26 protein-coding genes are annotated in these 21,102 nt (G+C 58.7%); 18 read left to right on the forward strand and 8 right to left on the reverse strand.

Going from position 1 to position 21,102, the window contains the following annotated elements; genetic code table 11:
- The first annotated feature begins 5 nt into the window (after positions 1-5).
- Complete coding sequence (locus tag GFS31_RS18835) at positions 6-308, forward strand: hypothetical protein (RefSeq protein WP_198806256.1); 303 nt, start codon at positions 6-8, stop codon at positions 306-308.
- Here the strand turns inward: GFS31_RS18835 and GFS31_RS18840 are convergent.
- Positions 305-1,627 (reverse strand): hypothetical protein, encoded by a 1,323-nt coding sequence (locus GFS31_RS18840; protein ID WP_198806257.1) that lies wholly within the window; start codon positions 1,625-1,627, stop codon positions 305-307. The genes GFS31_RS18835 and GFS31_RS18840 overlap by 4 nt on opposite strands.
- 552 nt (positions 1,628-2,179) lie before the next feature.
- Between GFS31_RS18840 and GFS31_RS18845 the strand changes: the two genes are divergently transcribed.
- The 10 genes from GFS31_RS18845 to GFS31_RS18890 all read left to right on the forward strand — a co-directional run bounded on the left by GFS31_RS18845 (position 2,180) and on the right by GFS31_RS18890 (position 9,680).
- On the forward strand, positions 2,180-3,724 hold the full coding sequence (locus GFS31_RS18845; protein ID WP_198806258.1) for a FecR family protein: 1,545 nt from the start codon (positions 2,180-2,182) through the stop codon (positions 3,722-3,724).
- 270 nt (positions 3,725-3,994) lie between these two features.
- Positions 3,995-4,342 (forward strand): DUF760 domain-containing protein, encoded by a 348-nt coding sequence (locus tag GFS31_RS18850; RefSeq protein WP_225907504.1) that lies wholly within the window; start codon positions 3,995-3,997, stop codon positions 4,340-4,342.
- A 22-nt stretch (positions 4,343-4,364) separates the two neighbouring features.
- Positions 4,365-5,681, forward strand: coding sequence for an A/G-specific adenine glycosylase (gene mutY, locus GFS31_RS18855; RefSeq protein WP_317135049.1), 1,317 nt, complete (start codon positions 4,365-4,367; stop codon positions 5,679-5,681).
- A gap of 261 nt (positions 5,682-5,942) precedes the next feature.
- Positions 5,943-6,158: a hypothetical protein gene (locus tag GFS31_RS18860; RefSeq protein WP_198806259.1), complete on the forward strand. Its 216-nt coding sequence runs from the start codon at positions 5,943-5,945 to the stop codon at positions 6,156-6,158.
- Positions 6,159-6,242: 84 nt separating this feature from the next.
- On the forward strand, positions 6,243-6,515 hold the full coding sequence (locus tag GFS31_RS18865; protein ID WP_198806260.1) for a DUF4160 domain-containing protein: 273 nt from the start codon (positions 6,243-6,245) through the stop codon (positions 6,513-6,515).
- A 5-nt stretch (positions 6,516-6,520) separates the two neighbouring features.
- A complete protein-coding gene (locus GFS31_RS18870) occupies positions 6,521-6,910 on the forward strand; it encodes a hypothetical protein (RefSeq protein ID WP_198806261.1) in 390 nt (129 codons plus the stop codon).
- On the forward strand, positions 6,907-7,455 hold the full coding sequence (locus GFS31_RS18875) for a Uma2 family endonuclease (RefSeq protein WP_198806262.1): 549 nt from the start codon (positions 6,907-6,909) through the stop codon (positions 7,453-7,455). The genes GFS31_RS18870 and GFS31_RS18875 overlap by 4 nt, the downstream gene beginning before the upstream one ends.
- A 198-nt stretch (positions 7,456-7,653) precedes the next feature.
- On the forward strand, positions 7,654-8,232 hold the full coding sequence (locus GFS31_RS18880) for a hypothetical protein (RefSeq protein ID WP_198806263.1): 579 nt from the start codon (positions 7,654-7,656) through the stop codon (positions 8,230-8,232).
- Between the two features lie 21 nt (positions 8,233-8,253).
- Positions 8,254-8,763, forward strand: coding sequence for a SixA phosphatase family protein (locus GFS31_RS18885; protein WP_198806264.1), 510 nt, complete (start codon positions 8,254-8,256; stop codon positions 8,761-8,763).
- Positions 8,760-9,680: an alpha/beta fold hydrolase gene (locus GFS31_RS18890; protein WP_198806265.1), complete on the forward strand. Its 921-nt coding sequence runs from the start codon at positions 8,760-8,762 to the stop codon at positions 9,678-9,680. The genes GFS31_RS18885 and GFS31_RS18890 overlap by 4 nt, the downstream gene beginning before the upstream one ends.
- An 87-nt stretch (positions 9,681-9,767) precedes the next feature.
- Here the strand turns inward: GFS31_RS18890 and GFS31_RS18895 are convergent, their stop codons facing one another.
- Positions 9,768-10,850 carry a PIN/TRAM domain-containing protein gene (locus GFS31_RS18895; RefSeq protein ID WP_198806266.1) on the reverse strand — a complete coding sequence of 361 codons (1,083 nt, stop codon included), beginning with the start codon at positions 10,848-10,850 and terminating at the stop codon, positions 9,768-9,770.
- A 329-nt stretch (positions 10,851-11,179) separates the two neighbouring features.
- On the opposite strand from GFS31_RS18895, the gene GFS31_RS18900 reads away from it, so the two are divergent.
- Entirely contained in the window at positions 11,180-11,563 is a 384-nt protein-coding gene (locus GFS31_RS18900) for a VOC family protein (RefSeq protein ID WP_198806267.1), read from the forward strand.
- A gap of 217 nt (positions 11,564-11,780) precedes the next feature.
- Here GFS31_RS18900 and GFS31_RS18905 read toward each other — a convergent pair whose 3' ends face one another.
- The 4 genes from GFS31_RS18905 to GFS31_RS18920 form a co-directional block, all read right to left on the reverse strand.
- Positions 11,781-12,515: a GvpL/GvpF family gas vesicle protein gene (locus GFS31_RS18905; protein WP_198806268.1), complete on the reverse strand. Its 735-nt coding sequence runs from the start codon at positions 12,513-12,515 to the stop codon at positions 11,781-11,783.
- Between the two features lie 128 nt (positions 12,516-12,643).
- Complete coding sequence (locus GFS31_RS18910) at positions 12,644-12,928, reverse strand: DUF3288 family protein (protein WP_198806269.1); 285 nt, start codon at positions 12,926-12,928, stop codon at positions 12,644-12,646.
- A gap of 9 nt (positions 12,929-12,937) precedes the next feature.
- Positions 12,938-14,062 carry a tRNA 2-thiouridine(34) synthase MnmA gene (mnmA, locus tag GFS31_RS18915; RefSeq protein ID WP_198806270.1) on the reverse strand — a complete coding sequence of 375 codons (1,125 nt, stop codon included), beginning with the start codon at positions 14,060-14,062 and terminating at the stop codon, positions 12,938-12,940.
- A 161-nt stretch (positions 14,063-14,223) separates the two neighbouring features.
- Complete coding sequence (locus tag GFS31_RS18920; protein WP_198806271.1) at positions 14,224-14,577, reverse strand: DUF565 domain-containing protein; 354 nt, start codon at positions 14,575-14,577, stop codon at positions 14,224-14,226.
- Positions 14,578-15,196: 619 nt separating this feature from the next.
- On the opposite strand from GFS31_RS18920, the gene GFS31_RS21370 reads away from it, so the two are divergent.
- The 5 genes from GFS31_RS21370 (at position 15,197) to GFS31_RS18935 (ending at position 18,039) form a co-directional block, all read left to right on the forward strand.
- Positions 15,197-15,328 carry a hypothetical protein gene (locus tag GFS31_RS21370; RefSeq protein WP_263974868.1) on the forward strand — a complete coding sequence of 44 codons (132 nt, stop codon included), beginning with the start codon at positions 15,197-15,199 and terminating at the stop codon, positions 15,326-15,328.
- 197 nt (positions 15,329-15,525) lie between these two features.
- Complete coding sequence (locus GFS31_RS21375; RefSeq protein ID WP_263974869.1) at positions 15,526-15,648, forward strand: hypothetical protein; 123 nt, start codon at positions 15,526-15,528, stop codon at positions 15,646-15,648.
- Positions 15,649-15,689: 41 nt separating this feature from the next.
- Positions 15,690-17,399 (forward strand): MBL fold metallo-hydrolase, encoded by a 1,710-nt coding sequence (locus GFS31_RS18925; RefSeq protein ID WP_198806272.1) that lies wholly within the window; start codon positions 15,690-15,692, stop codon positions 17,397-17,399.
- A gap of 45 nt (positions 17,400-17,444) precedes the next feature.
- On the forward strand, positions 17,445-17,777 hold the full coding sequence (locus GFS31_RS18930) for a DUF6883 domain-containing protein (protein WP_198806273.1): 333 nt from the start codon (positions 17,445-17,447) through the stop codon (positions 17,775-17,777).
- Between the two features lie 13 nt (positions 17,778-17,790).
- Positions 17,791-18,039 (forward strand): DUF4926 domain-containing protein, encoded by a 249-nt coding sequence (locus GFS31_RS18935; RefSeq protein ID WP_198806274.1) that lies wholly within the window; start codon positions 17,791-17,793, stop codon positions 18,037-18,039.
- Positions 18,040-18,109: 70 nt separating this feature from the next.
- On the opposite strand, the gene pgsA is transcribed toward GFS31_RS18935, so the two are convergent.
- Positions 18,110-18,655, reverse strand: a complete 546-nt coding sequence (gene pgsA, locus GFS31_RS18940) for a CDP-diacylglycerol--glycerol-3-phosphate 3-phosphatidyltransferase (protein WP_198806275.1) — start codon at positions 18,653-18,655, stop codon at positions 18,110-18,112.
- Between the two features lie 182 nt (positions 18,656-18,837).
- Between pgsA and hypE the strand changes: the two genes are divergently transcribed.
- Positions 18,838-19,866, forward strand: a complete 1,029-nt coding sequence (gene hypE, locus GFS31_RS18945) for a hydrogenase expression/formation protein HypE (protein ID WP_198806276.1) — start codon at positions 18,838-18,840, stop codon at positions 19,864-19,866.
- A gap of 106 nt (positions 19,867-19,972) precedes the next feature.
- On the opposite strand, the gene obgE is transcribed toward hypE, so the two are convergent.
- Complete coding sequence (gene obgE, locus GFS31_RS18950; RefSeq protein WP_198806277.1) at positions 19,973-20,962, reverse strand: GTPase ObgE; 990 nt, start codon at positions 20,960-20,962, stop codon at positions 19,973-19,975.
- Positions 20,963-21,102: the final 140 nt, after the last annotated feature.

Here is a 21,102-nt window from a genome sequence, read left to right on the forward strand (position 1 = left end):
CCATCATGCTTGTCAGCCATCTCCAACGCCTGACCCAAGACGCCACCTACCGCGACCTTGCCCTCCGCTGCCAAGAGTTTTTGTACTACCACGACCATGCCCCCCGCCTAGGGCACGACGAGCACCGCCAACTGGCCGAAGATACCCTCTACAACCTGCTGGTGGAGTACCTGATTGGCACCGGAATGCCCCGTCCCCAGGCTGAGCAATTTTGTAACCAGAGGGATCACCTCGTTGAGCTGGCGCTTCGCATTGCCTCCATCCTGGGGCCGTCTGCCCATGGAGCAAGCCCCTGGCCAGCCTCCTAGAACAGCGGCACCGTGGCATCAATGGTAAAGCCAAAAATGGTGTCATTCAACCGCAGGCGCGGGTCGGAGGAACGGCCAAAGCTGCGGCCACCATAGAGGCTGAGCCGTACCCGTGGGGTGAGGCTATAGACCACCTGCCCCAGGAGTTGTTGCACGGTGTCTTGGCGGTCTTGGGTGCTGTAGTTGATCCGGTTGATCTGATAGCTGATGCCCGTGTGCCATCGGGCAGTGGGGGTATAGCCCAGGTAGGCTCCGGCGGTGTGGGACAGGCGGCTGAAGTCGGTGGTAAAAATGCTGCCGTCGATGGCTTGGCTGCGGGCCTGGGCCTGATTCCACTGCACCTGATAGAAGCTGTCGAGGGTGAGGTTGGGGGCGAGGGGATCGCTGCGACCCAGGGAGAGGGCCACGGATCGGTTATCAAAGAAGCGAAAGCCCCCCGTTCGCAGGAGTTCTTGGTAGGCAAGGCTGAGTTGGGCGTAGGCCCTGGGGGAGAGTTCCTGGCGCAGGGCTAGTCTGGCCTGCCAGCCGCTATAGTCGAGATCCAGCCGCTGACCATAGCGCTGAAGGCCTAGATCCAGTTCGCCAATGAGCAGGGTTTGGGGGCCAAGGCTAGGATAGATAGCCACACTGGCCGCAGGGCGATAGAACCGATCCCCCGTCAGGCCACCCACCTCGTTCTCCACCAGCAAAACGTTATCGCTACTCACCGCCGAAAACCGAGTGGTGAGAAACGCGATCTTGGTGGGCGGCGGCGACAACGGGGGCTGCTCACGAATACGCAAAATGCCCAGTTCGGGATCTTCTAGGGGGTTTCGCACCCGAATAATGCCCAATTCGGGATCACCCTCCCCACCGTCTGGATCGTCATCCGAGGCGAGCGGCCCAGCAGAACCCGGATCAACCTCCGGCGGCAATGGCCAACCCTCAGATGCCGCTGCGGGAGGGTCTGGGCTAGAAGGATGGGAAACAAGGGCTGATCTGGCAACAGCAGTAGATGGTGGGGTGGCCCCGTGCTCCCTTGAGACAGCCTGGGCTAGATCCGGCGGGCTAGGCGTTCTAGTCTCAGCCGGAATTGGCAGGGGCAGCAGCGCTGGGAGGGCGGGTTTCGGGGTGTCCTTAGACCCTTGTAACCACGGGGCAACGGGCGACGATGCAGCAATCTCGTGGTCGTCAGCGGGGTAGGCCCCAGGAAAATGAGGCGATGCCTTAACCTCGATGCCCTCGGTGGCGAGGGCCGCTGGGCCAAGGCCGCCTAATCCCCCCAGGCTGATCAGGGCCGAGAAAACCATCCATGGTTGGGGCCGGAGGGAGAAAATCATTCAGTCCAGGGAGAATGAATCATCCGTAAAATCACTGCATTTGCTGGGTGTTTCTTGCCGTTTTGGATTGACTTTATCAAATTTTTGTAAACTCCGTCGGCGACCTACGCCCTGCCATGGGGCGCGTTCATCCGTTGTTTTCCTGAGGCATAACGGGCTAAATCCTTGATCTACCTAGGGTTCTCCCAAGCCATGCCGTCGGCCCAGGGCTTTCCAAGGGCCGCTGAGAATGTCTGTTAGCGTTCACCCTCCCCATGAAGCAGTGACTAAGTATCGTTGTCGAGTTACGTCGTGTAAACACTGATGATTTTCATGAAGTACCATTGAAGGGAAGGTGCTTTACCCAGGACTGGGGGGAAAGTTACGCAACGGAGGGAGCGTTATCGCCAGCCGTCGCAAGATCTCCCGAAAATCCTGCCTCCAATCTCAGGCTCGCAGACCTCAGAGCTCACGTTGAATGTTGTCATTGGCCTGAATGCTATGGCTCAGCTACCTTGGATGTCCGGCCCCCGGACACTTCGCCCTCTTAGGGCTCTCGTTCTTGTTGTCTCTATGGCTATGCTAGGGGTGGTGGGAGAAGGTGGAGCCCCTGCCCATGCCAATGTGGTTCTCACCCGCGCCGACGTTGAAGCCATTCTCAACCGCGTGGAGCTGATTCAGCAGGGGCAAGCCGCCCGCATGGCCCGCCAACGCGACAGGATGACGGTGGGCGATGCCCTCCGAACGGCGGCTCAGTCCCAGGCTCAACTGCGCTTTAACGATGGTTCCTTGGCTCGAGTAGGTGAGCGGGCTACGTTTCAGTTTTCGCCCAATACCCGCAATTTCCGCCTCTCCAATGGCACAGTGCTGTTGCTCATTCCCCCAGGGCGCGGACGTAGTACCATTCAAACCCCTAGCGCTATCACCGGGATTCAGGGATCGGCGTTGGTGGTGCGCCACATTGAAGATCGCGACCTCACCATTGTGATGGCCCTGACTAATAACCCCGCTGGGCCAATGACCGTTACCCCCCTAGGCTGCGACGGGGGCGAGGTCTCTAGACCCTGTGGGCCAGAGTATCCGCTCCATGCCGGACAGATGGCTCTAGTGCAGCACAACCAGGTGCAAATTCTAGAGTTTGATTTGTTCACCTTCTATGAGACGAGTTCCCTGGTTGATGGTCTGGAACTGGATAACCCCGATGCCTCCGTGTCCCTGGGGCCAGATCTCGACCCGGTGCGAGGTGAAACCCTTGAAGCCCTCTCGCAGTTCTCAGACGACGCGGCAATGGCGATACTTAATCCCGATATCGTCTCCATTACCCCACGCGCTGGCACGCTCACCAGCGAACCTGGGTTGACCATCCCCAACCCCAATCTATTGGGACAGGGTCAGCGTCCACCTAGTATTTCCCCTTTGCTCGATCATTTACCAGGCATTTCCCCAGCCCTACCCAATCCCCAGAATTCGGCCTCGGCGTCCCCACCTGTGCAACCCACCACCACGCCGCCAGTCACGCCGCCAGTCACGCCGCAAAATCCGGTAGCGCAACCCCCAACAACTCCTCCACCCAACGCGCCGCAAAATCCCGGAACACGGCCTCCCGCTGCGCCGCCACCGAACACGCTGCAAAATCCAGTAGCGCAACCCCCAACAAATCGTCCACCTAACACGCCGCAAAATCCTGGAACACGGCCTCCTGCTGCGCCGCCAGTCACGCCGCAAAATCCAGTAGCGCAACCCCCAACGGCTCCTCCACCCAATGCGCCGCAAAATCCCGGAACACGGCCTCCCGCTGCGCCGCCACCGAACACGCCGCAAAATCCTGGAACACGGCCTCCTGCTGCGCCGCCAACCAATGCGCCGCAAAATCCGGTAGTGCAACCCCCAACGGCTCCTCCACCCAATGCGCCGCAAAATCCCGGAACACAGCCTCCCGCTGCGCCGCCAGACACAGGGGTGCAGCCTCCGGCAACTCAACCCCCAAACGCCCAGCCCCCAGGCCAACCCAATCGGCCAGGAAGCCCTAATGTTCCGGCGAGTCCGCCCCCTTTTCAAGAGAACCCAACTGTTCCCGCCCGCCCCCCCGCCAATCCACCTGTCATCTTTCAGCCCTAGCCCTATTGCTCTGTAGATACGTTAGAGGGAAGGAGGAAGAGAGATTAGGGGCTGCGTCCGTGAATACGCCGTCGCAAAACCTCGCCATTATCAGTACGGTTCTACCGACCTGAGAAACGGGGCAATATTGGTTAGCTTAGGTGTAGATGTTTGAAGTCCCTTTCCCATCCAAGTCCATCCTCAGCGGCTTGCCGTAGCACAAGCGCCCTCCGGGACTTGGTAAGCCCCCGGCGACCTACCCCTTACAGCCAGCAAAGCGAGGTATCTCCTGTGAGCAATCCTTCCGGCAAACCCCCAGAACTATTCAGCGGATTCAAGCCCTTCGAGCATGGCAACTCGCTGATGCAGTACGTTCACGCCATGAGCCCTGAAACCATCACCCAACTGTCTAACCCAGCTTCTTCAGAAGTTCAGCAGATGATGGAGCACAACATCATTGGGCTGTTGGGAGGGCTACCGTCGCAGCATTTTGATGTGGAAATTACCACCAACCGCGAAAGCCTAGGGCGGCTGTTGGCCTCTGCTATGATGAGCGGGTACTTTTTGCGCGGAGCCGAACAGCGCATGGAAATGGAGCGATCCTTTGTCCTCGCTGACGCCGCCCCTGACCATGAGTAACCTCTAGCGCCCCCGTTTATCCTTGGCCGACTCGTCCCTAGATGCCGCTTCTCAGTCTCGCCGTTGCCGCGATGGGGAAGCCGCGTATCTGACGGCGGCGCTGGATGTTTTGCCGACGGTTGAATCTGCCGAGTCCGCTGCATCCACTATTGACGCTGCGGTTGAGTTTGCGAAACACGTTGACCCTGGACATTTAAAACCTTTGAACCCGGCTGGGGCTGTCTCCCCCTGGCCGGGTTTTACTGTGCCCGATTTTGTGGTGGCGGAACTGCGATCTAACCTGCTGGATTGGTACACCCAATCGGGACGACAACTGCCCTGGCGCAATATCGACAGCCCCTACGCCATCTGGGTTTCGGAGATGATGTTGCAGCAAACCCAGGTCAAAACCGTGCTGCCCTACTACGAGCGCTGGCTGGCACAATTTCCCACCGTGGAAGCTCTGGCAGCGGCGGACTTGCAAACGGTGCTAAAAGCCTGGGAAGGGTTGGGTTACTATGCCCGTGCCCGCAATCTGCACCGGGCTGCCCAGCGCATCGTGGCGGAGCATGGGGGTCAGATTCCTCAGGATTTTGACGCCATTACCGATCTTCCCGGCATTGGCCGCACCACGGCGGGGGGCATCCTTAGCTCCGCCTACAACTTGCCCTACGCGATTTTGGATGGCAATGTGAAACGGGTGCTAGCTCGCCTCATTGCCCTGCCCGTGCCCCCAGCCAAGGCGATGAATACCCTGTGGGATCTGTCTGATCGGGTGCTAGATCCCCAAAATCCCCGCGACTTTAACCAAGCCATGATGGATTTGGGGGCCACCCTCTGCACTCGCCGTCAGCCCGATTGCCCCCGCTGTCCTTGGCAGAAGCACTGTCGCGCCTATAATCTGAATGTGCAAACGGAGATTCCGATGACCGAAAGCAAAGCCCCCATTCCCCACAAACACATTGGCGTCGCGGTGATTTGGAACGACCAAGGCCAGGTGTTAATCGACCGTCGCAAACAGGAAGGGCTGCTGGGCGGATTGTGGGAATTTCCGGGCGGCAAAATTGAAGCCGGGGAAACCGTAGAAGCCTGTATCCGGCGGGAAATTCAAGAAGAACTCGGCATCGCCATTGCTGTGGGCGACCTGCTTTGCACCGTCACCCATACCTATTCCCACTTCAAAGTCACCCTCAACGTTCACCACTGCACCCACCTCAGCGGCGACCCCCAACCCATCGAATGTGACGAAGTGCGCTGGGTCAGCCTCGACCAAATTGAGGAATATCCCTTCCCCAAGGCCAATATCCAAATTATCGACGCCCTCAAGGCCCACGCCCAGGCTAATTCAGCCGCAAATTAGGGAGGTGTCCAGCCGCCCAGCGGCCCTCACCCTAAATCCCTCTCCCCAAGGGAGAGGGACTTTTAGCCTTTCTAGCTCCCCTTTCCTTGTGGGAGAGGGGTTGGGGGTGAGGGCTTGCTCACAACATAAGAGAGTGTTTGTGACCCACTGTACCGAGGACGCCCATCCTACGCCTTAGCCCATGTGTAGAGCCATGAAGTAGTGACCAGAGGGGTTTCCTAGCCTTTTACAATAGGTACAGTCCTTTATCGAGTATTCCCTATGGCAGTGGAAACCGTGGGTAGCCCACCCCCTGAGGCCGATCAGATTAAAACCGTGCTAGAGCAACAATTGCCCAACATCATCGCCAGCTTTAACCAAGTGCTGCGCGAACAGTACGGCATCACGGGCGTGAGCGTGGGCGGCTTTAGCGTGGTGCCCGAAAGCGCCGTGGCCGGAACCGTTGTCTGCGACCAGGAAAGCTGCTCGATTAATTAGCTTCTACAGGCCAACGCACACTCAAACCGTTGGCCCGTAAATCTTTGACCTAGAGCAATCCCCGCCGATTAACGTCACCCGTCAATGCCGCCTGTTTCCCATCCCTTTAGTCGGGGACTGCTAGTCGTACTGATGAACTACAATGACCATGCGCCGCCCCACGTCCATGTCAAATATCAAAATGACTATGGCAGCTACCGGATAACCATTCAGTCTCGGCAGTGGATGCAGCCGGGTAAACCGCTCCCTCCCAAGTTTAAGCGCCTCATTGAAGCTTGGGTCGAGGCCCACGAAGAAGCTTTATTAGACCAGTGGGAACGGGCGATGCGGCACGAAACCATTGAAATCGTAGGATAGTCGCCATGAAATGGGAATCCTGGCAATTACTAGCCCATAATCCAACATATTGGCAAAATTCGGCTGAAAAAGGATTGCTCAAGGCCGAGTATTTAGGCGACTACACCTTGCGACTGTGGTTTGAGGAGGATCTCGATGTTAGTATCTACGACCTAGACTTTTACCCACTCCTCATCGAAGAAGATCCAGGCCCAGCCCTAAGACCGCTACGTCAAATAGAACGCTTTCAGTTCGTAAAAGGCGACTATGCCCTGGTCTGGCCCAACCCAGAGACCGGAGCCTACGATAAAGCAACCATCGATCTGGCCCCCGAATGTGTGCGTTTTTTCTGTGAGCAGTATGGTCGCCTGGTGAAACCGAGCCGAACGGCCTTGAAAGGAGGTGTCTTAGGATGAGCGTTGCCATTGCCAAATGGACGTTGGAAGAGTATCACCGCATGATTGAGGCGGGATTGCTTGACCATCGCCGCGTAGAACTATTGTTAGGAGAAATTGTGGAGATGGCTCCAGAGGGTGAACCCCACGCCTACTTCAGTTCGGAAGCGGGGGATTATTTGGCGCAAAAGCTCGGCAGTCGAGCCATGGTGCGGCAGGCCAAGCCCATTACCCTGCCCAATCAATCGGAGCCTGAGCCAGATATTGCCATCGTTCAACGGTTGGGGCGCGAGTATCTCAATCACCATCCCTATCCTGAAAATATTTTTTGGGTGATGGAATACGCGGACTCTAGCTGGGAGAAGGACTTTGACACCAAAAGCCAGGTTTATGCCGAGGTGGGCATCGCTGAATATTGGCGGATCAACCTCAAACAGCGACAACTGCTTCTGTTTCGAGATCCTCGGTCAAATGGCTATGCGTCTTGTACCCCCATCGCGACAGGGAGCTTAACTCCGCTCGCTTTTCCAGAGGTGGTGATTGAGATTCCTCAGCTGATTGACTAGGGCTATCGCGTCGTGGTCTACGGATTCGCAAAAGCTCAAAAGGGATCTCAAGGGACAGAAAAACCATGGCCGGATGGAGAGGGCCGCGCATTGGTGGGGCATCCTGGGCGATGGGGAGTGTCAACAAGCGTAATGGAAACCGCGCACGCCGGGAATCTGCGGTATTCTTGGGGCAAAATTCCTGCATAGGTCAGCCCCATGAGTCGGCGTAGCATCTTCTATAGCTTGGTGGTCGTGGTGATGGTGGCTCTGCTGATGGCGGTTCCCTTCGCCACCCGCACCCCGGCCCAGGTGAGCAGCAGCCCCAATTCGCCGCCTCTCCGCAATCTAATCCAGGTGTTTGAGCCTGTCATGATGCCGGGGGCAACGGCCTATTCTGTATTCACCACCGAAGCCACGTCGGCCCATCAGGTGTGGTACCGCGTTTCTGGCGGTGATGCGCTGTTTCGGCAGCGGCTGCGGGTGTACCAGGAAAATGCCAGTCCTCGGCCCCAAAATCAGCTCCCTCCCGACAGTGCTCGGCGGCAGGAAATCACCTCCAACAATCCGACGGGCTGGTTTATGTTTCCGCCCGAAGCCGGGGTATTCACCTACTATTTCGACGGCGATCATCGCTCTCGAACGGGCTCAGGGTGGGATGATGCCTTTGGCCTCAAGGTGCAGCGAACTCGCTTTGCCAACGGCAATCTCTACGACCTAGGCTTTGAAGATCAAGAAAGCCTGGATGACTTTAATGACTTAGAACTTCAGGTCGTTATTCTACAGCCTTTGCCCTAGTCCGATCTCGAGCCTGTTGCCATGACCAAACATCTGATCCTCTTTCGCCACGGCAAATCAGACTGGGAAGCTAGCTTCAACCGTGACCACGACCGTCCGGTGGCGGAACGGGGACAGCGGGCCGCAAACGCCATGGGCCGATGGCTGGCGGCGGTGAATCGGGTACCGGATTTGGCCATTACCTCCTCGGCGGTGCGGGCCAAAACCACCCTAGAACTGGCGATGGCGGCGGGACAATGGGCTTGCCCAGCGCAGATCACCAACGATTTGTATGAAGCTACGGTGCCTACGGTGATAGGGGTCATTCAGCAACAGCCAGACACCTATCACTCCCTGATGTTGGTGGGCCATGAGCCAACTTGGTCGGATACCCTCACCTACCTAATGGGGGGCGGTGCCGTGCGGGTGCCCACAGCCGCCATGGCTTGCCTAGAGTTTGAGGTAGACCACTGGGCGCAGGTTGCCCAGGGCCGTGGTACCCTGCTGTGGCTAATGCTGCCCAAACTCCTGAACCAGAAGCCGCTGCTATGACCAGCCTGCCCCCCGCCCAGGTTTATGACTGGAAGACCTACCCCTGTACCTACACCCACTATCCGGCCCTGGGCCATCAGGACGCGCCACCCCTGCTGTTGATCCATCCTATCGGCGTGGGGCTGGCGGGTTGGTTTTGGCATCGCACCGCCCAGACTATGGCAGCGGCGGGAAACTGCCCCGACCTCTACGTGCCCGACCTGCTGGGCTGCGGCCACAGTGCTAAACCCAAGGTTGCCTACTACGCCGAAGACTGGGCCGATCAGTTGGCTTACTTTTTGTGCCAGGTGGTGCAGCGGCCTGTGGTGCTGGTGGTGCAGGGGGCGGCCTTGCCCATTGGCCTACATCTGCTAGCCCATCCCCACACCCAAGGCTACATTCAAGGACTGGCCCTCAGCGGCCCGCCAGGGATGAAACTGATGACGATGCCCACCACCCGCCGTCGCCAAACCCTGCTGTGGAATCTGCTGTTCAGCGGCCCGGTGGGCGTTGGGTTCTTTCGCTATGCCCGTCGCGAAGCCTTTTTGCAGTCCTTCAGCCGCCGTCAACTGTTTGCCACGGAGGCCGATATCGACCGCGAGTGGCTCGATCACCTGCTCACCGATGCCCAAGATACAGGCGGACGCTACGCCGTTTACTCCTTCCTAGCGGGCTTCTGGCGACAAGACTATACCGCCCTGATGGCCGCCATCTCTATCCCCACCCTCGTAATCTTTGGAGAATCCGCCTCCGGCATCAACCAACTCAGCCGCACCGACCCACCCCGACAGCGGTTGACAGACTACCTCCACCACATTCCCCACGCCACCGGAAAAATAATCCCCGGTCGCAACGTCCTGCCCTACGAATCCACCGCTGCCTTTGTAGAAACCCTGCAAACTTGGCTCACCGACCAGTCCTGGGGCGCTAGCCAGTGAGCGAGAACGTGAGCGGGGGGAAGCGGGATTGAAGCACTTGACCACCAAGGGCGTTGTGCAGCCCCTCACTCGCCCATCAATGACCAGCTAGGACGTAACCATAGAGGTTTTGGGACGGGCAAAAATCATGCGTCCAGCGGAGGTTTGTAGCGATCCGGTGACAACAACCTCCAGTTCTTCCCCGATGTAGTCGCGGCCTTCTTCTACCACAACCATGGTGCCGTCGTTTAGATAACCCACACCCTGGGAGGGTTCCTTGCCTTCCTTGAGGATTTTCAGGTCAATGTCATCCCCTGGCAGGTAGGCGGGGCGGATGGCCTGGGCGAGGTCATTGATGTTGAGTACCTGCACCTCTTGGAAGCTGGCCACCTTGTTGAGGTTGTAGTCGTTGGTGAGCAGGGCGGCATTGAGTTCCTGGGCCAGCCGCACCAGCTTGGCATCCACGGTGGGGATGTCGTCGTAGTCTTCGGAATTAATCAGCACCCGGTTGGGGTGGGCCTCGCGGATGCGGTTTAGCACATCCAGCCCCCGTCGGCCTCGGCCTCGCTTTTGGTCGTTGGAGGCATCGGCCACCTGTTGCAGTTCTTGCAGCACAAACTGCGGTACGAGGAGTTGCCCTTCTAAAAAGCCCGTTTCCAATAGCCCTTCAATGCGGCCATCAATGATGCAACTGGTGTCGAGCACCTTGGTTTTCGAGGGCTTCAGGGTGCCCTCGGCCACCAGGGTAGATTCCAGGGTGCTAGGGCTGACCAACCGCAGCAGGGAACGCCCGTGGGTATCGGCCAGGTTCATGCCAGACACCGCAAACAACACGCTGCCCAACACCGCCGTCAACGGTTTGATGAAGCCAAATTCTGAGGGAATTGGCAGCAAGAACAAGGGAGCCAACATCAGGTTGGCAATCAGCAGCCCCAGCACCAAACCCACAGCGCGGGCCAGCAAACGGTCGGGGGGGAGTTCCTTAATTTGCTGCTCTAGGCGGCGATAGCTGGTCTGCACCACTAGGCCCAACCCGGTGCCAATTAGGCCCCCAAACACCGCCGTAACGGTGCCCAGCCCCTCCATATTGGTGACTTGGGCTAGAATTTGCTGGGGCAGCAGGTCAATGCTGTAGAACCCAATTCCCGCGCCAGCTAGGATGAATGAGAATACAATGAGTGCGTCTAGCATGGTGGTTGGCCCTAGGGGCGATGGTGGCGGCGGATAAACGGTGGATTTGGACTTGGATGTTAAATCAAGGTTGAATAAAACGAGATCCCAAGTTTCAGTGTACTCCGCCGATCTCAATGCGACGAAATACCTAGACAGGCAAAAGTATATCGTTAATTTCTAGTGGCTACGGGTAGGGGTTCCCGGACTCCAAATTTCCCTTAATCTTGTCATCCCCCAGATTGGCCCAAGCGAAGCAGCACCCAACGCCCCTCTATTCCTAGGTTCTGGGCTTTGCCATAGCGTCACCCAACCCACTCCCGACTCCCGATTCCCGACTCCCAACTCCCATGATTTCCCCCCACGCCCCTCTCCACGTCGCCCTCAACGTCAGCGACCTTGCCCAGGCCGAAGCCTTCTACAGCGGCGTGTTAGGGTTGCAGACCGTGGAGCGTCCTTTCTCGTTTCCAGGGCAGTGGTACCAGGTTGGCGCGTTTCAGATTCACCTCATCATGGCGGATAAGCCCTATCAGCGCCCTCAAGACACCGAAAAATGGGGTCGCCATGCCCACCTAGCCCTAGCCGTGAGGGATTTGGAGGCCACGGCAGCAGCCCTAGAACAGGCGGGTTGTCCGGTGCAGCGCAGTGCCTCTGGGCGGGCAGCCTTATTTACCCAAGATCCCGACGGCAACGTGATTGAGCTGACTTGCATTGTAGATGAGCCTGAATACTAAATCCGGCTCGTTTGCCCCCGGTATCATTAGTGGGCGAGGAGACCTCGCCCCTACCGTTGGCGGGGTTAAGAATCGGGGTTTCCTAACTCGGATGTGGTATGAGGTCTCAAAAACAAGCTTTCCTACATGGATGCGATCCCCATCCTCAGTGCCGCTACCAACCTGGGAGCGGGCGTTAGGGTGGGCCACGATCAGGGCTGTCGATCAAGCGGGTGATCTACTGAAGCTGGGCAAAGTTGTAGGGGGCCGTGAAGTTGTTGTAGCGCACCCGTAGGCGATCCCCGAAGGCGGCGTCCACCTCGTCCAAGGCGCGACTAAAGGCAGGTTCGGCCTCCCAGGGAATGAGGTAGGCAACGTTGAAAATCATCGCGTCGGTCATGGGATCGTTTTCGATGGCGTCTTTGGCGAGGGGCGCTAGGGCGTGGCGAAACTGGTCGGCAATGCTCTCTTGCCGTTCCTGAAGCGCCGCCTCAATTTGCTGCCCAATTTGAATCACCTGATCCATACTGAGCTGGGTGCCCTCTAGCTGGTCGCGCTGGTGGCGGAGGTCGTCGTTTTCGGTCATCAGCATCTCTAGCTCCGTGGCCGCATCCCACATCACCTTCACGCTCACCTCGCGGCAGCCGTCTAGGCGCTGAAAAAGCTGGGTCAGCATCTCGCAGTAGGGGGTGATCAAGTCCTCCTTCACCTGTTCCCAACTGCTGACCGTGAGCCCAAACTGAAGCGGCAGCAACGTATGAAAGCCTTGCTGCATGGCCGATTCCAGCACCTTTTCGTGGGCGAGCAAATTGTAGCGGCTGGCTAGGTAGCGCTTTTGGCAGGCCGGAGAGTACAAAAATGTAAAGCCATCCAGCGTCCAAGCCTCTACGGGCTGGTCATCCAACCCCGTCACCGAAACCGCCTTGGGGCCAGGGGCTGGAAAAATGCCGTACAGGTAATATCGCGTTGCCATCGCTGCTATCCATGGGGTGAAGGAACTCTTTCCAACATTCCCCTAACCTAGAGGAAATTCACCGAATTGATGCAGATAGATACAAAGTGATGGAAAACGTTGGATAGGGTTGTTCGCCGCCGTTCTGATCAACTCCAGTCTTCCCGGCCTCGGCCCAAGCCCTTGTACACATCGCCCTGCTGGTGGATGGTGCGGGTTTTGGCAAACAGGGTGTCTTCGGTAAGCTGCCAGCGGTTGAGGGCCTTTTTGAGGTCGGTTTGAATGTCCCGTGCGCCGGGAAAACCCTCGTAGCGAATCATCAGGCGGGCCAGTTCCACCAGATTGTAATCGGTGGCTTCTCCGGCCAAAAGTTGATTCACCACGTCGCGGTCGGCCTTGTATTGGGGGTGCTGTTGATCCTTGGTGTCGGCCATGGGATGCTCCTAGCGACTCAGGACACTGGCTTCGGGGGCTGTGTTAACCGGGTTTTCCGCCTGACTAACGGCCATTTCAATGAGCCCGCCGCCCAGCACCCGGTCGCCATCAAACCACACCGCCGCTTGCCCAGGGGTGACGCCAAATTGGGGTTCGTCAAACACCAGCTTCACCCGATCTCCCCAGCCGTTGGGGCCTTCGAGGGGAATTAGGGTCGCCCCTACGGCTCCGCTGCGGTAGCGAATTTGCACCGACACGGGCATCGGCTCCTGGGGCGCGGCAATGGAGACCCAGTTCACCCGCTGCACGGTGCAGTCGGGCCAGTGGGCATCGCTGCGGTCGGCGACGATGACGTGGTTGCGGCCCATATCAAACCCCACCACGTAGAGCGGGTTGGGGGCGGCAATACCGAGGCCCTTGCGCTGGCCGATGGTGTAGTGGTGAATGCCCGTGTGCTGACCCAGAATGCGGCCCTCGGTATCGACGATATCCCCCGGTTTGGGGGCGAGGTATTTGTCCAAAAACGTTTGCATGGAGCCGTGCTGCTCAATGAGGCAGAGGTCTTGGCTGTCGGGCTTTTCGGCGGTGTGCAGGCCCAGTTCGGCGGCGATGCGGCGGGTTTCGGTTTTGGTTTGGTGCCCCAGGGGAAAGTGGCAGGCCGCCAGCAAATCCTGGGTCAGGTCATACAAAAAGTAAGCCTGATCCTTGGTCGAATCCACCGCCCGCAACAGCTCGTAGCGCCCGGTTTCGGCGTTGTGGAGGATGCGGGCATAGTGCCCCGTGGCGATGCGCTCACAGCCCAGTTCTTCGCGGGCGTATTGCAACATGGGGCCAAACTTCACCGCCCGGTTGCACTGGGAGCAGGGCAACGGCGTGATGCCGCTGCCGTAGCCTTCCACCAAATAATCGACGATTTCCTTCTGAAACACCTCGCGGCTATCCACAATGTGGTGGGGAACGCCCATGTCTTCGCAGAGCTTGGCCGCATCCACCATGCCCTCCGAGCAGCACTGGCCCTTGCCCTTCATCAGCCACAGGGTCAGCCCCACCACGTCATAGCCCTGCCGATGCAGCACCGCCGCCGCCACCGAACTATCTACCCCGCCCGAAAGCCCCACCACAATCTTTTCCATGGCCAAATTTCTGCGCTGAATCGCCCTAAGACACAATTTCTATCCTAGCGCAGGCGCTTTGGATATCTGGCGACTCCTACCGTTCTGCCCCCGTAGTCTGGCTCCTATGGGCGCGGGTGAATTGACCAGGGGCGGGGGCAAGCGTCGAGCCATGGGGGCACTTAGCTACCAAGCTTAAAGGCTTCAACCACCAGGGCATAGAGTCCCCCAAGTTTGATGCTATTGAGGCAGTCGAGCCAGAGGGGCTTGGGCACCTTGCGGATGAGTTCGGGATCTCGCCAGCGGCGACTATAGACTAGCCAACTCACCGTCTCGAACCCCAGCACCAAAAAGAGGGATACCGTGACATCCTGAATGGCGGCCTGTCCGGCAATGGCAGAGAGGGCAACCGCCGCAAAGTAGCCCCCCAACAGGCTAATAATCACCAGAGAAACCCGCCGCCAGGGGTTGATCAACCACAGGCTAAGCTGGTCTCCCAATTCATCAAACAGAATGCTGAGGCGAGTACGTTGCATGGGCAGCGGCAGAACTCGTTGACATGGGGCAGGATGGAAAAGAGGCGCTGGGCCTTGCAATACATCCTATGGTAAAGCTTCAGCTTGTCACCCTCGCCGGATTTTTCGGTGCAGGGAATTCTATAGATCGGCGAACGCGAGAACTAAGCCGCTGTATGGGCACCGCATGGGCACCGAAAACAAGATTCACAGCTAACGTTTTGCAGCGATTTGACGTTCAGCCATTCGACCGGACATCGTGAGGTCTGGGCAACTCTGGGCATCCTAAATAGGCAAGCACTAGGAGGTGCCGATGGCGAGTCTTTTAGCGGTTCTACTTTGGATTGTCGCTGGGTTGTGGGTGCGTCATCATCAGCGATTTAAGGCGGGGCAGGTGAAACATCCGTTTCTGGCCTTTGGTCGAAGGATCAGCCGAGCGTCCCAACCTAAACCCAAGGGTACTGTGCGACCGCAGCCTTCCGCCTCAGTTGTCAGCGGTACTGTCGCAGCGAGGAGCAAGACCCCGCCTCGAAGAGCTACGAAAGCTACATCGTCACCGCCGCCTTCGGTTCCCAGGTCTGTATCCTTTTCTTCCGCCGCACCTCCGGCATTTTCCATTCCGGCAACGATTTTATCCAAGATGGATCGCTACACCTACAACCGAGCCACCTCAGAGCGCTTGGTGAGACAAGTCGCCGCCAGCAACCCCGGCAAGACAGGGGCATGGTGTGCCGAAAAAGCACTTTGGGATTTGGAACGAGATCGCCGCTAAGTGCGCCCTCCAAGGGGGATCCGTTGCTTTTGATCTAGCGTGAGGGCGTCAAAAACCGTTACATTGGCGTCCTAAACGGGCTTGCTAGGATAACCTGTGTCTAAGTCCGGGCTGAAGGTATGCCCCCTTAGCGGCGACCCTTTCGGGCTGGATTGGGCATAGCAAACACGATTTACACCTGTTTTTACGGATTTCCTATGGATATCAAACTGGTTTTGGCGGTTTTGACCGGGCTGTTTGTGGTGGCCACCCTGTTCTTTGGCACCAAAAACGGCTTCTATGACACCGACAGCTACCACGGCAATGGGTCGGCCCACTAGGCCCATGAGGTGGCCCACGGGTGGGTTCGGCATCGGCAACCGTGAGTGAGCTATCCTGCGTTGCCTTTGGAGCAGGCCACGGTGGCGAGGGCGTGTGCCTGGAGGTAAACCTAGGGCCACGGCGGATTCTGCTGGATTGTGGCCTGTCGAGTATGGCTCCGCTGGAGGCCGCACGGGAGCGGGTGGAGCAGGCGGACTTTTTGCTGTGCAGCCACGCCCACAGCGATCATGCCCGTGGCCTGCTGGATTTTCATCGCGCCTTTCCCCAGGTGCCCATCTACGGCAGCGAAGTCACCGCCCAGTTGTTGCCCCTCAACTGGTTAGATCGGCCCGACGAGGTGCCGCCCCATCTGTGTCAGGCCTTGCCCTGGAACACGCCCCTTCAACTCACGGACGACCTGACCCTGCAACTGTGGCCAGCGGGGCATTTGCCCGGTGCCGCCTGTGTGCTGTTGACCTACACCACGCCCCAGCGGCCCTATACGCTGTTCTACACGGGCGACTTTTTTATTTCTAACTCGCGGCTGGTGGATGGGTTGCCGCTAGAGTCTCTGCGGGGGCTGCGGCCCGATGTGCTGCTGATGGAAGGCAGCGCGGGTACGGCCCGTCATCCCCATCGACGGCAGCAGGAAAATCAGCTGGCTCAGACTATTTACGACCGTCTGCAAGGGGGGCGTTCGGTGCTGTTGCCCGTGCCCACCCTCGGCCAGGGGCAGGAGTTGGTGATGCTGTTGCGGAGTCACCACCAGTTTACGGGCAAGGATGTGACGGTGTGGGTGGATGCCACAGTGGCGGCGGGCTGCGACCATTACCTGGAACTGCTGCCCTACCTGCCTAGCAGTGTGCAAAATTTTGCCCGCCACCAGCCCCTGTTTTGGGACGAACGGGTGCGGCCTCGGATTCGGCGGTTGGCCCCTGGGGAAATGCCCACCGGATCGGCCCCCGCCATTGTGCTGGGCTATCGTGAGGCCGATCTCAGCCGCTATTGCCAAGATCCCGATCACCCCTGGACGGTGCTGTTACCCGAAGCCTTTGCCTCCCACCTCGCGACGGCGGTGTTGGCCGCCCCCGAATCCGAGGCGGGGTCTACCCTGGCCTGGTTGCAAACCCTCGCCCCCGACCTCGACACAGGCCGCGTGCAGCTCGATACCTACCTGCTCACCACCCACAGCGACGCCGTCGGCACCACCCAACTGATCCACAACTTGCGGCCCCAGCATGTGGCCTTTGTCCATGGTTCCCCCAGCCACCTGGCCGACCTGGCGGGACTGGAAGAACTGCAAACCCGCTATCAGCTTCACCTGCCCTCCGTGGGAAAACGGGTGGAATTTCCCATTGGCGACCGTTTTTTGCAGCCCGCTGCCCCCGATCCGCTGTTTGAGGGGGAAATCACCGCCGTGGATGACAGCGTGCTGCTGCTGCTGTCCGACCGCCTCACCGCCGACCCCCGCTGGCGCACCCTAGCCGATACTGGCCTCGTGCAAGCCCGCTGGCAGGGCGATGAACTGGTAATTAAGGGCCTCACCCAGCGCGATCTACTGCGACAGGTCGATCCAGAGGATCGCCCCGAACAACCCGATAGCTGCCAACGCTGTCGCCACTTCCAGGGCGGACGCTGCCGAGGAAACGCCTCACCCCTGTACGGCATGCAGGTTAGCCCCGATGGCTATTGCACCGTCTTTGTCCGTCGCCCTGGGTCTTCGGATCTTCCCCTCACAACCGAGGATCCCGACGACGAAGCCTTGGCTTAGGGGCAGCTATAGCGACTGTAATGACGGATCTGTACGGGCTTCTCTATGCTCATCCCAAATTCAGAAAATGCGATTGTTGATATTCGGAAGCTGCGTGACTACTGCCTGAATTTGAATCACGATGATGGAAAACATAAAGCTAGACTGTTTATCGCGATGCTTGGTATGACGGCTAATAATGCGGAGGAATTACGCCAGATTCTCCTTGAGGTTGTTCAAAGGCAGGATGCACAGTTGGGCAGACAAGATAGGTTTGGCCAACGCTACACCCTAGATTTCAACCTTGAATGGCACAATAAAAGCGCAACTTTACGAAGCGGTTGGATTATTGAGCACGGTTCAACTATTCCGAAACTGACAACCTGTTATCCTCTGTAGTGAGGTGGAGGGCATGATGAACAACCTAATTCAGTTGCTGGATGTTGTTGCTTTGGTGGTAGATCTTCCTCAGTACAATTTGTGGCGAGGACAGGTTGGCACCGTGGTTGAAGTGCTGGCTAATGGAGCGGCTTTTGAAGTTGAATTTAGTGACCGAAATGGGCGTACCTACGAGTCCTTAGGATTGCCTCCAGAGCAAATTATGGTCTTACACTTCGAGCCTGTACACCCCAGTGATATTGCTGAAATGGTACCTGCCTAAAGCAAGGCCAGGGCTTCAAATGGATTCCCCATGGAAACCGAATGACCGAATTTCTCCCATGGGCTAAAGATCATGGGATGTCTTGGACATTGCTGGGGGAACGTAGGGCAGGTAGCAGATAGACCAGTCCAGACAGCAGCGTGAGTGCCACCGCCAGCCAAAAGAGGATCTGGCTGGGCAGCAGGAAGGCCTCCGGCAGGGGCGCAAGGAGAGCTGTAATGGCGGCAATTTGTACCACGGTTTTGGCCTTGCCCCAGAGATTGGCCCCCGGCACGCCGCCGCTTTGCATCGTTGGGTTCACCCGCCATCCGGCAATGGTGATTTCACGGGCCACAATCAAAAACACCCCCCAGGCGGGCACAAGGTTCATCTCCACCAGCACCAGCAAGGGGGCCAACACCAGCAGCTTATCCACCAGCGGGTCGAGGAATTTGCCCAGCTCCGTTACCTGGTTTAGCTTGCGGGCTAGGTAGCCATCCAGCCAGTCTGTCCCCGCCGCCAGCAAAAAAATCCCCGCCGCAATCCACCGTTCGTAGGGGGTGGGATGGGTGAGCAAAATCAAAATCAGCGGCACCCCCAACAGGCGCGACACGGTGATCCAGGTGGGCAAGTTCATAGGCCAGGGGAAAACACAGGTAGGAGCATTATCGCCCATGGCGCGGGGCCTACAGCGGCGCGACCCGGCAGAGACCTGGGGTAGGGAAACGCTGCGGGAAAATCTTAAGAAAGGCCCAGGAATTGGCCCCTGGCGGGAAACGCCTTGCCATGCTAAACCTACAGCGTGCGTAGTGAGATGGTATGGGTTTGGCAAAAACACGGCGGGAGACCTGCATTACCCTGGCCCACGGCAGCGGCGGCAAGGCCATGGCCGATTTGGTGGCGGAGGTATTTGTGCATCGGTTTGATAATGCCCTGCTGGCCCCGCTGAACGATCAGGCGGTGATGGATTGGGCGGGGGGACGGCTGGCCCTAACGACGGATTCCTACGTGGTGGATCCGCTCTTTTTTCCCGGCAGCGACATTGGGGCCTTGGCGGTGAACGGCACCGTCAACGACCTGGCGGTGGGAGGAGCCACGCCGCTCTACCTCACCTGCGGCTTCATTTTGGAGGAAGGATTGCCCATGGATACCCTGCGGCGGGTGGTGGAGAGCATGGCCCAGGCAGCGGCGGCGGCGGGGGTGCAGATCGTCACCGGAGACACCAAAGTAGTGCCCAGGGGTAGCGCCGACAAGCTGTTCATCAACACCGCTGGGGTGGGCCGAGTCCCAGAGGGCATTGCTCCCTCGGCGGATCGGCTGCGACCGGGGGATGTGGTGCTGGTGAACGGATTTTTGGGCGACCACGGCGCGGCGATTACCGTGGCGCGGGCAGACTTGGCCCTAGAAAGCCCCATCGAAAGCGACTGCCAACCCCTGAATGGCCTGGTTTCAGAAATTCTGAAGGTGTGCCCCCAGGTGCGGGCCATGCGCGATGCCACTCGCGGCGGCTTGGCCACGGTGATGAACGAATTTGCCCTCAGTTCCCAGGTGGGCATCCGTTTACAGGAAAACGCTCTCCCCGTGCGCCCCGCCGTTCAGGGACTTTGCGAACTGTTGGGCCTCGACCCGCTGTATCTGGCCAACGAAGGCAAACTCGTCGTCGTGGTGCCGCCGGATCAGGCCGAAGCTGTCCTCGCCGCCATGTGCGCCCACCCCGCCGGAACCGACAGCCACATCATCGGTGAAGTGGTGGCCGACCCCGTGGGGTTTGTGCTGCTCAAAACCGCCTTCGGCAGCGACCGCATCCTTGACCGCTTGGTGGGTGATCAGCTTCCCCGCATTTGCTAAACCTCGGCCCTATCGGCTCAAGACAGCGGCTCAATGCAACGACCCAACGCAGCGACCTAACGCAGCGGGAAAGCACCTTCGTCGGCAGAGGATGGGATGGATTGGATTACACGTCCAACTCGATCCAAACCTGCTGGAGCAGCGGCTGAACACCCATCCCGCTGACGGCGGAAATGCAGTGAATAGAGTGGCCTAGCTCCGCTTCAAACTGTTGAACCAGGGCGTCGAGGGTGGCTTCGTCGAGGGCGTCGATTTTGTTGAGGGCTACAATCTGGGGCCGCTCCTCTAGGCCATGGCCGTAGGCGATGAGTTCTTGCTGAATAGTGTGGTAGTGGTCGAGGGGCTGTTCGGCGGTGGCATCTACCAGGTGCAGCAGCAGGCGGGTGCGCTCGATGTGGCGCAAAAACTCATGGCCGAGGCCCAGCCCTTGGTGGGCTCCTTCAATCAGTCCTGGAATGTCGGCAAAAACGGTGCCATCGCCCGTGGGCCGTCGCACCACGCCCAGGTTAGGGATGAGGGTGGTGAAGGGATAGTCGGCAATTTTGGGCCGTGCCGCCGAGAGGGTGGCAATCAGGGTGGATTTTCCGGCATTGGGCAGGCCAATAATGCCCACCTCCGCCAGTAGCTTGAGTTCTAGCCGCAGCCGCCGTTCTTCGCCAGGAAGGCCGGGGAGGGCGTGTTCGGGGGCGCGTTGGCGGTTGCTGAGAAAGTGGCGGTTGCCGAGGCCACCTTTGCCACCCTGGGCCACACAGAGGATTTGGCCAGGATCCACCAAGTCTCCCAAGATTTCTTCAGTGTCGGCGTCGTAGATCATGGTGCCGCAGGGCACCTCCAGCACCAGATCGTGGCCACAGGCTCCGGTCATGTTTTTTGGCCCACCCCGCTGGCCGTCTTCGGCCTTGAACTGGTGGGCGTAGCGAAAGTCCAGCAGGGTTTGCAACTGTTCTGTGGCCCGCAGGATAATCGACCCTCCGTGGCCCCCATTCCCCCCCGATGGCCCCCCAGCGGGGACGTACTTCTCGCGACGGAAGGCCACAATGCCATCACCCCCTTTTCCGGCGATGACATCTACCTCGGCTTGATCAATGAATTGCATGGAGTCAGGGGGATAAATTAAGGAAGGACGGGTCTGAATCGAAGGAAGGCCGAGGAACGGTCTAAGGTCATGGAGAACCTGGGCCATGCCGCCATCATAGCCGCTGGCGGGGGGAGGATCGCCGTCCGGGAAAGACGGTT

It is taken from the genome of Leptolyngbya sp. BL0902, from assembly GCF_016403105.1.
GTDB lineage: Bacteria > Cyanobacteriota > Cyanobacteriia > Phormidesmidales > Phormidesmidaceae > Nodosilinea.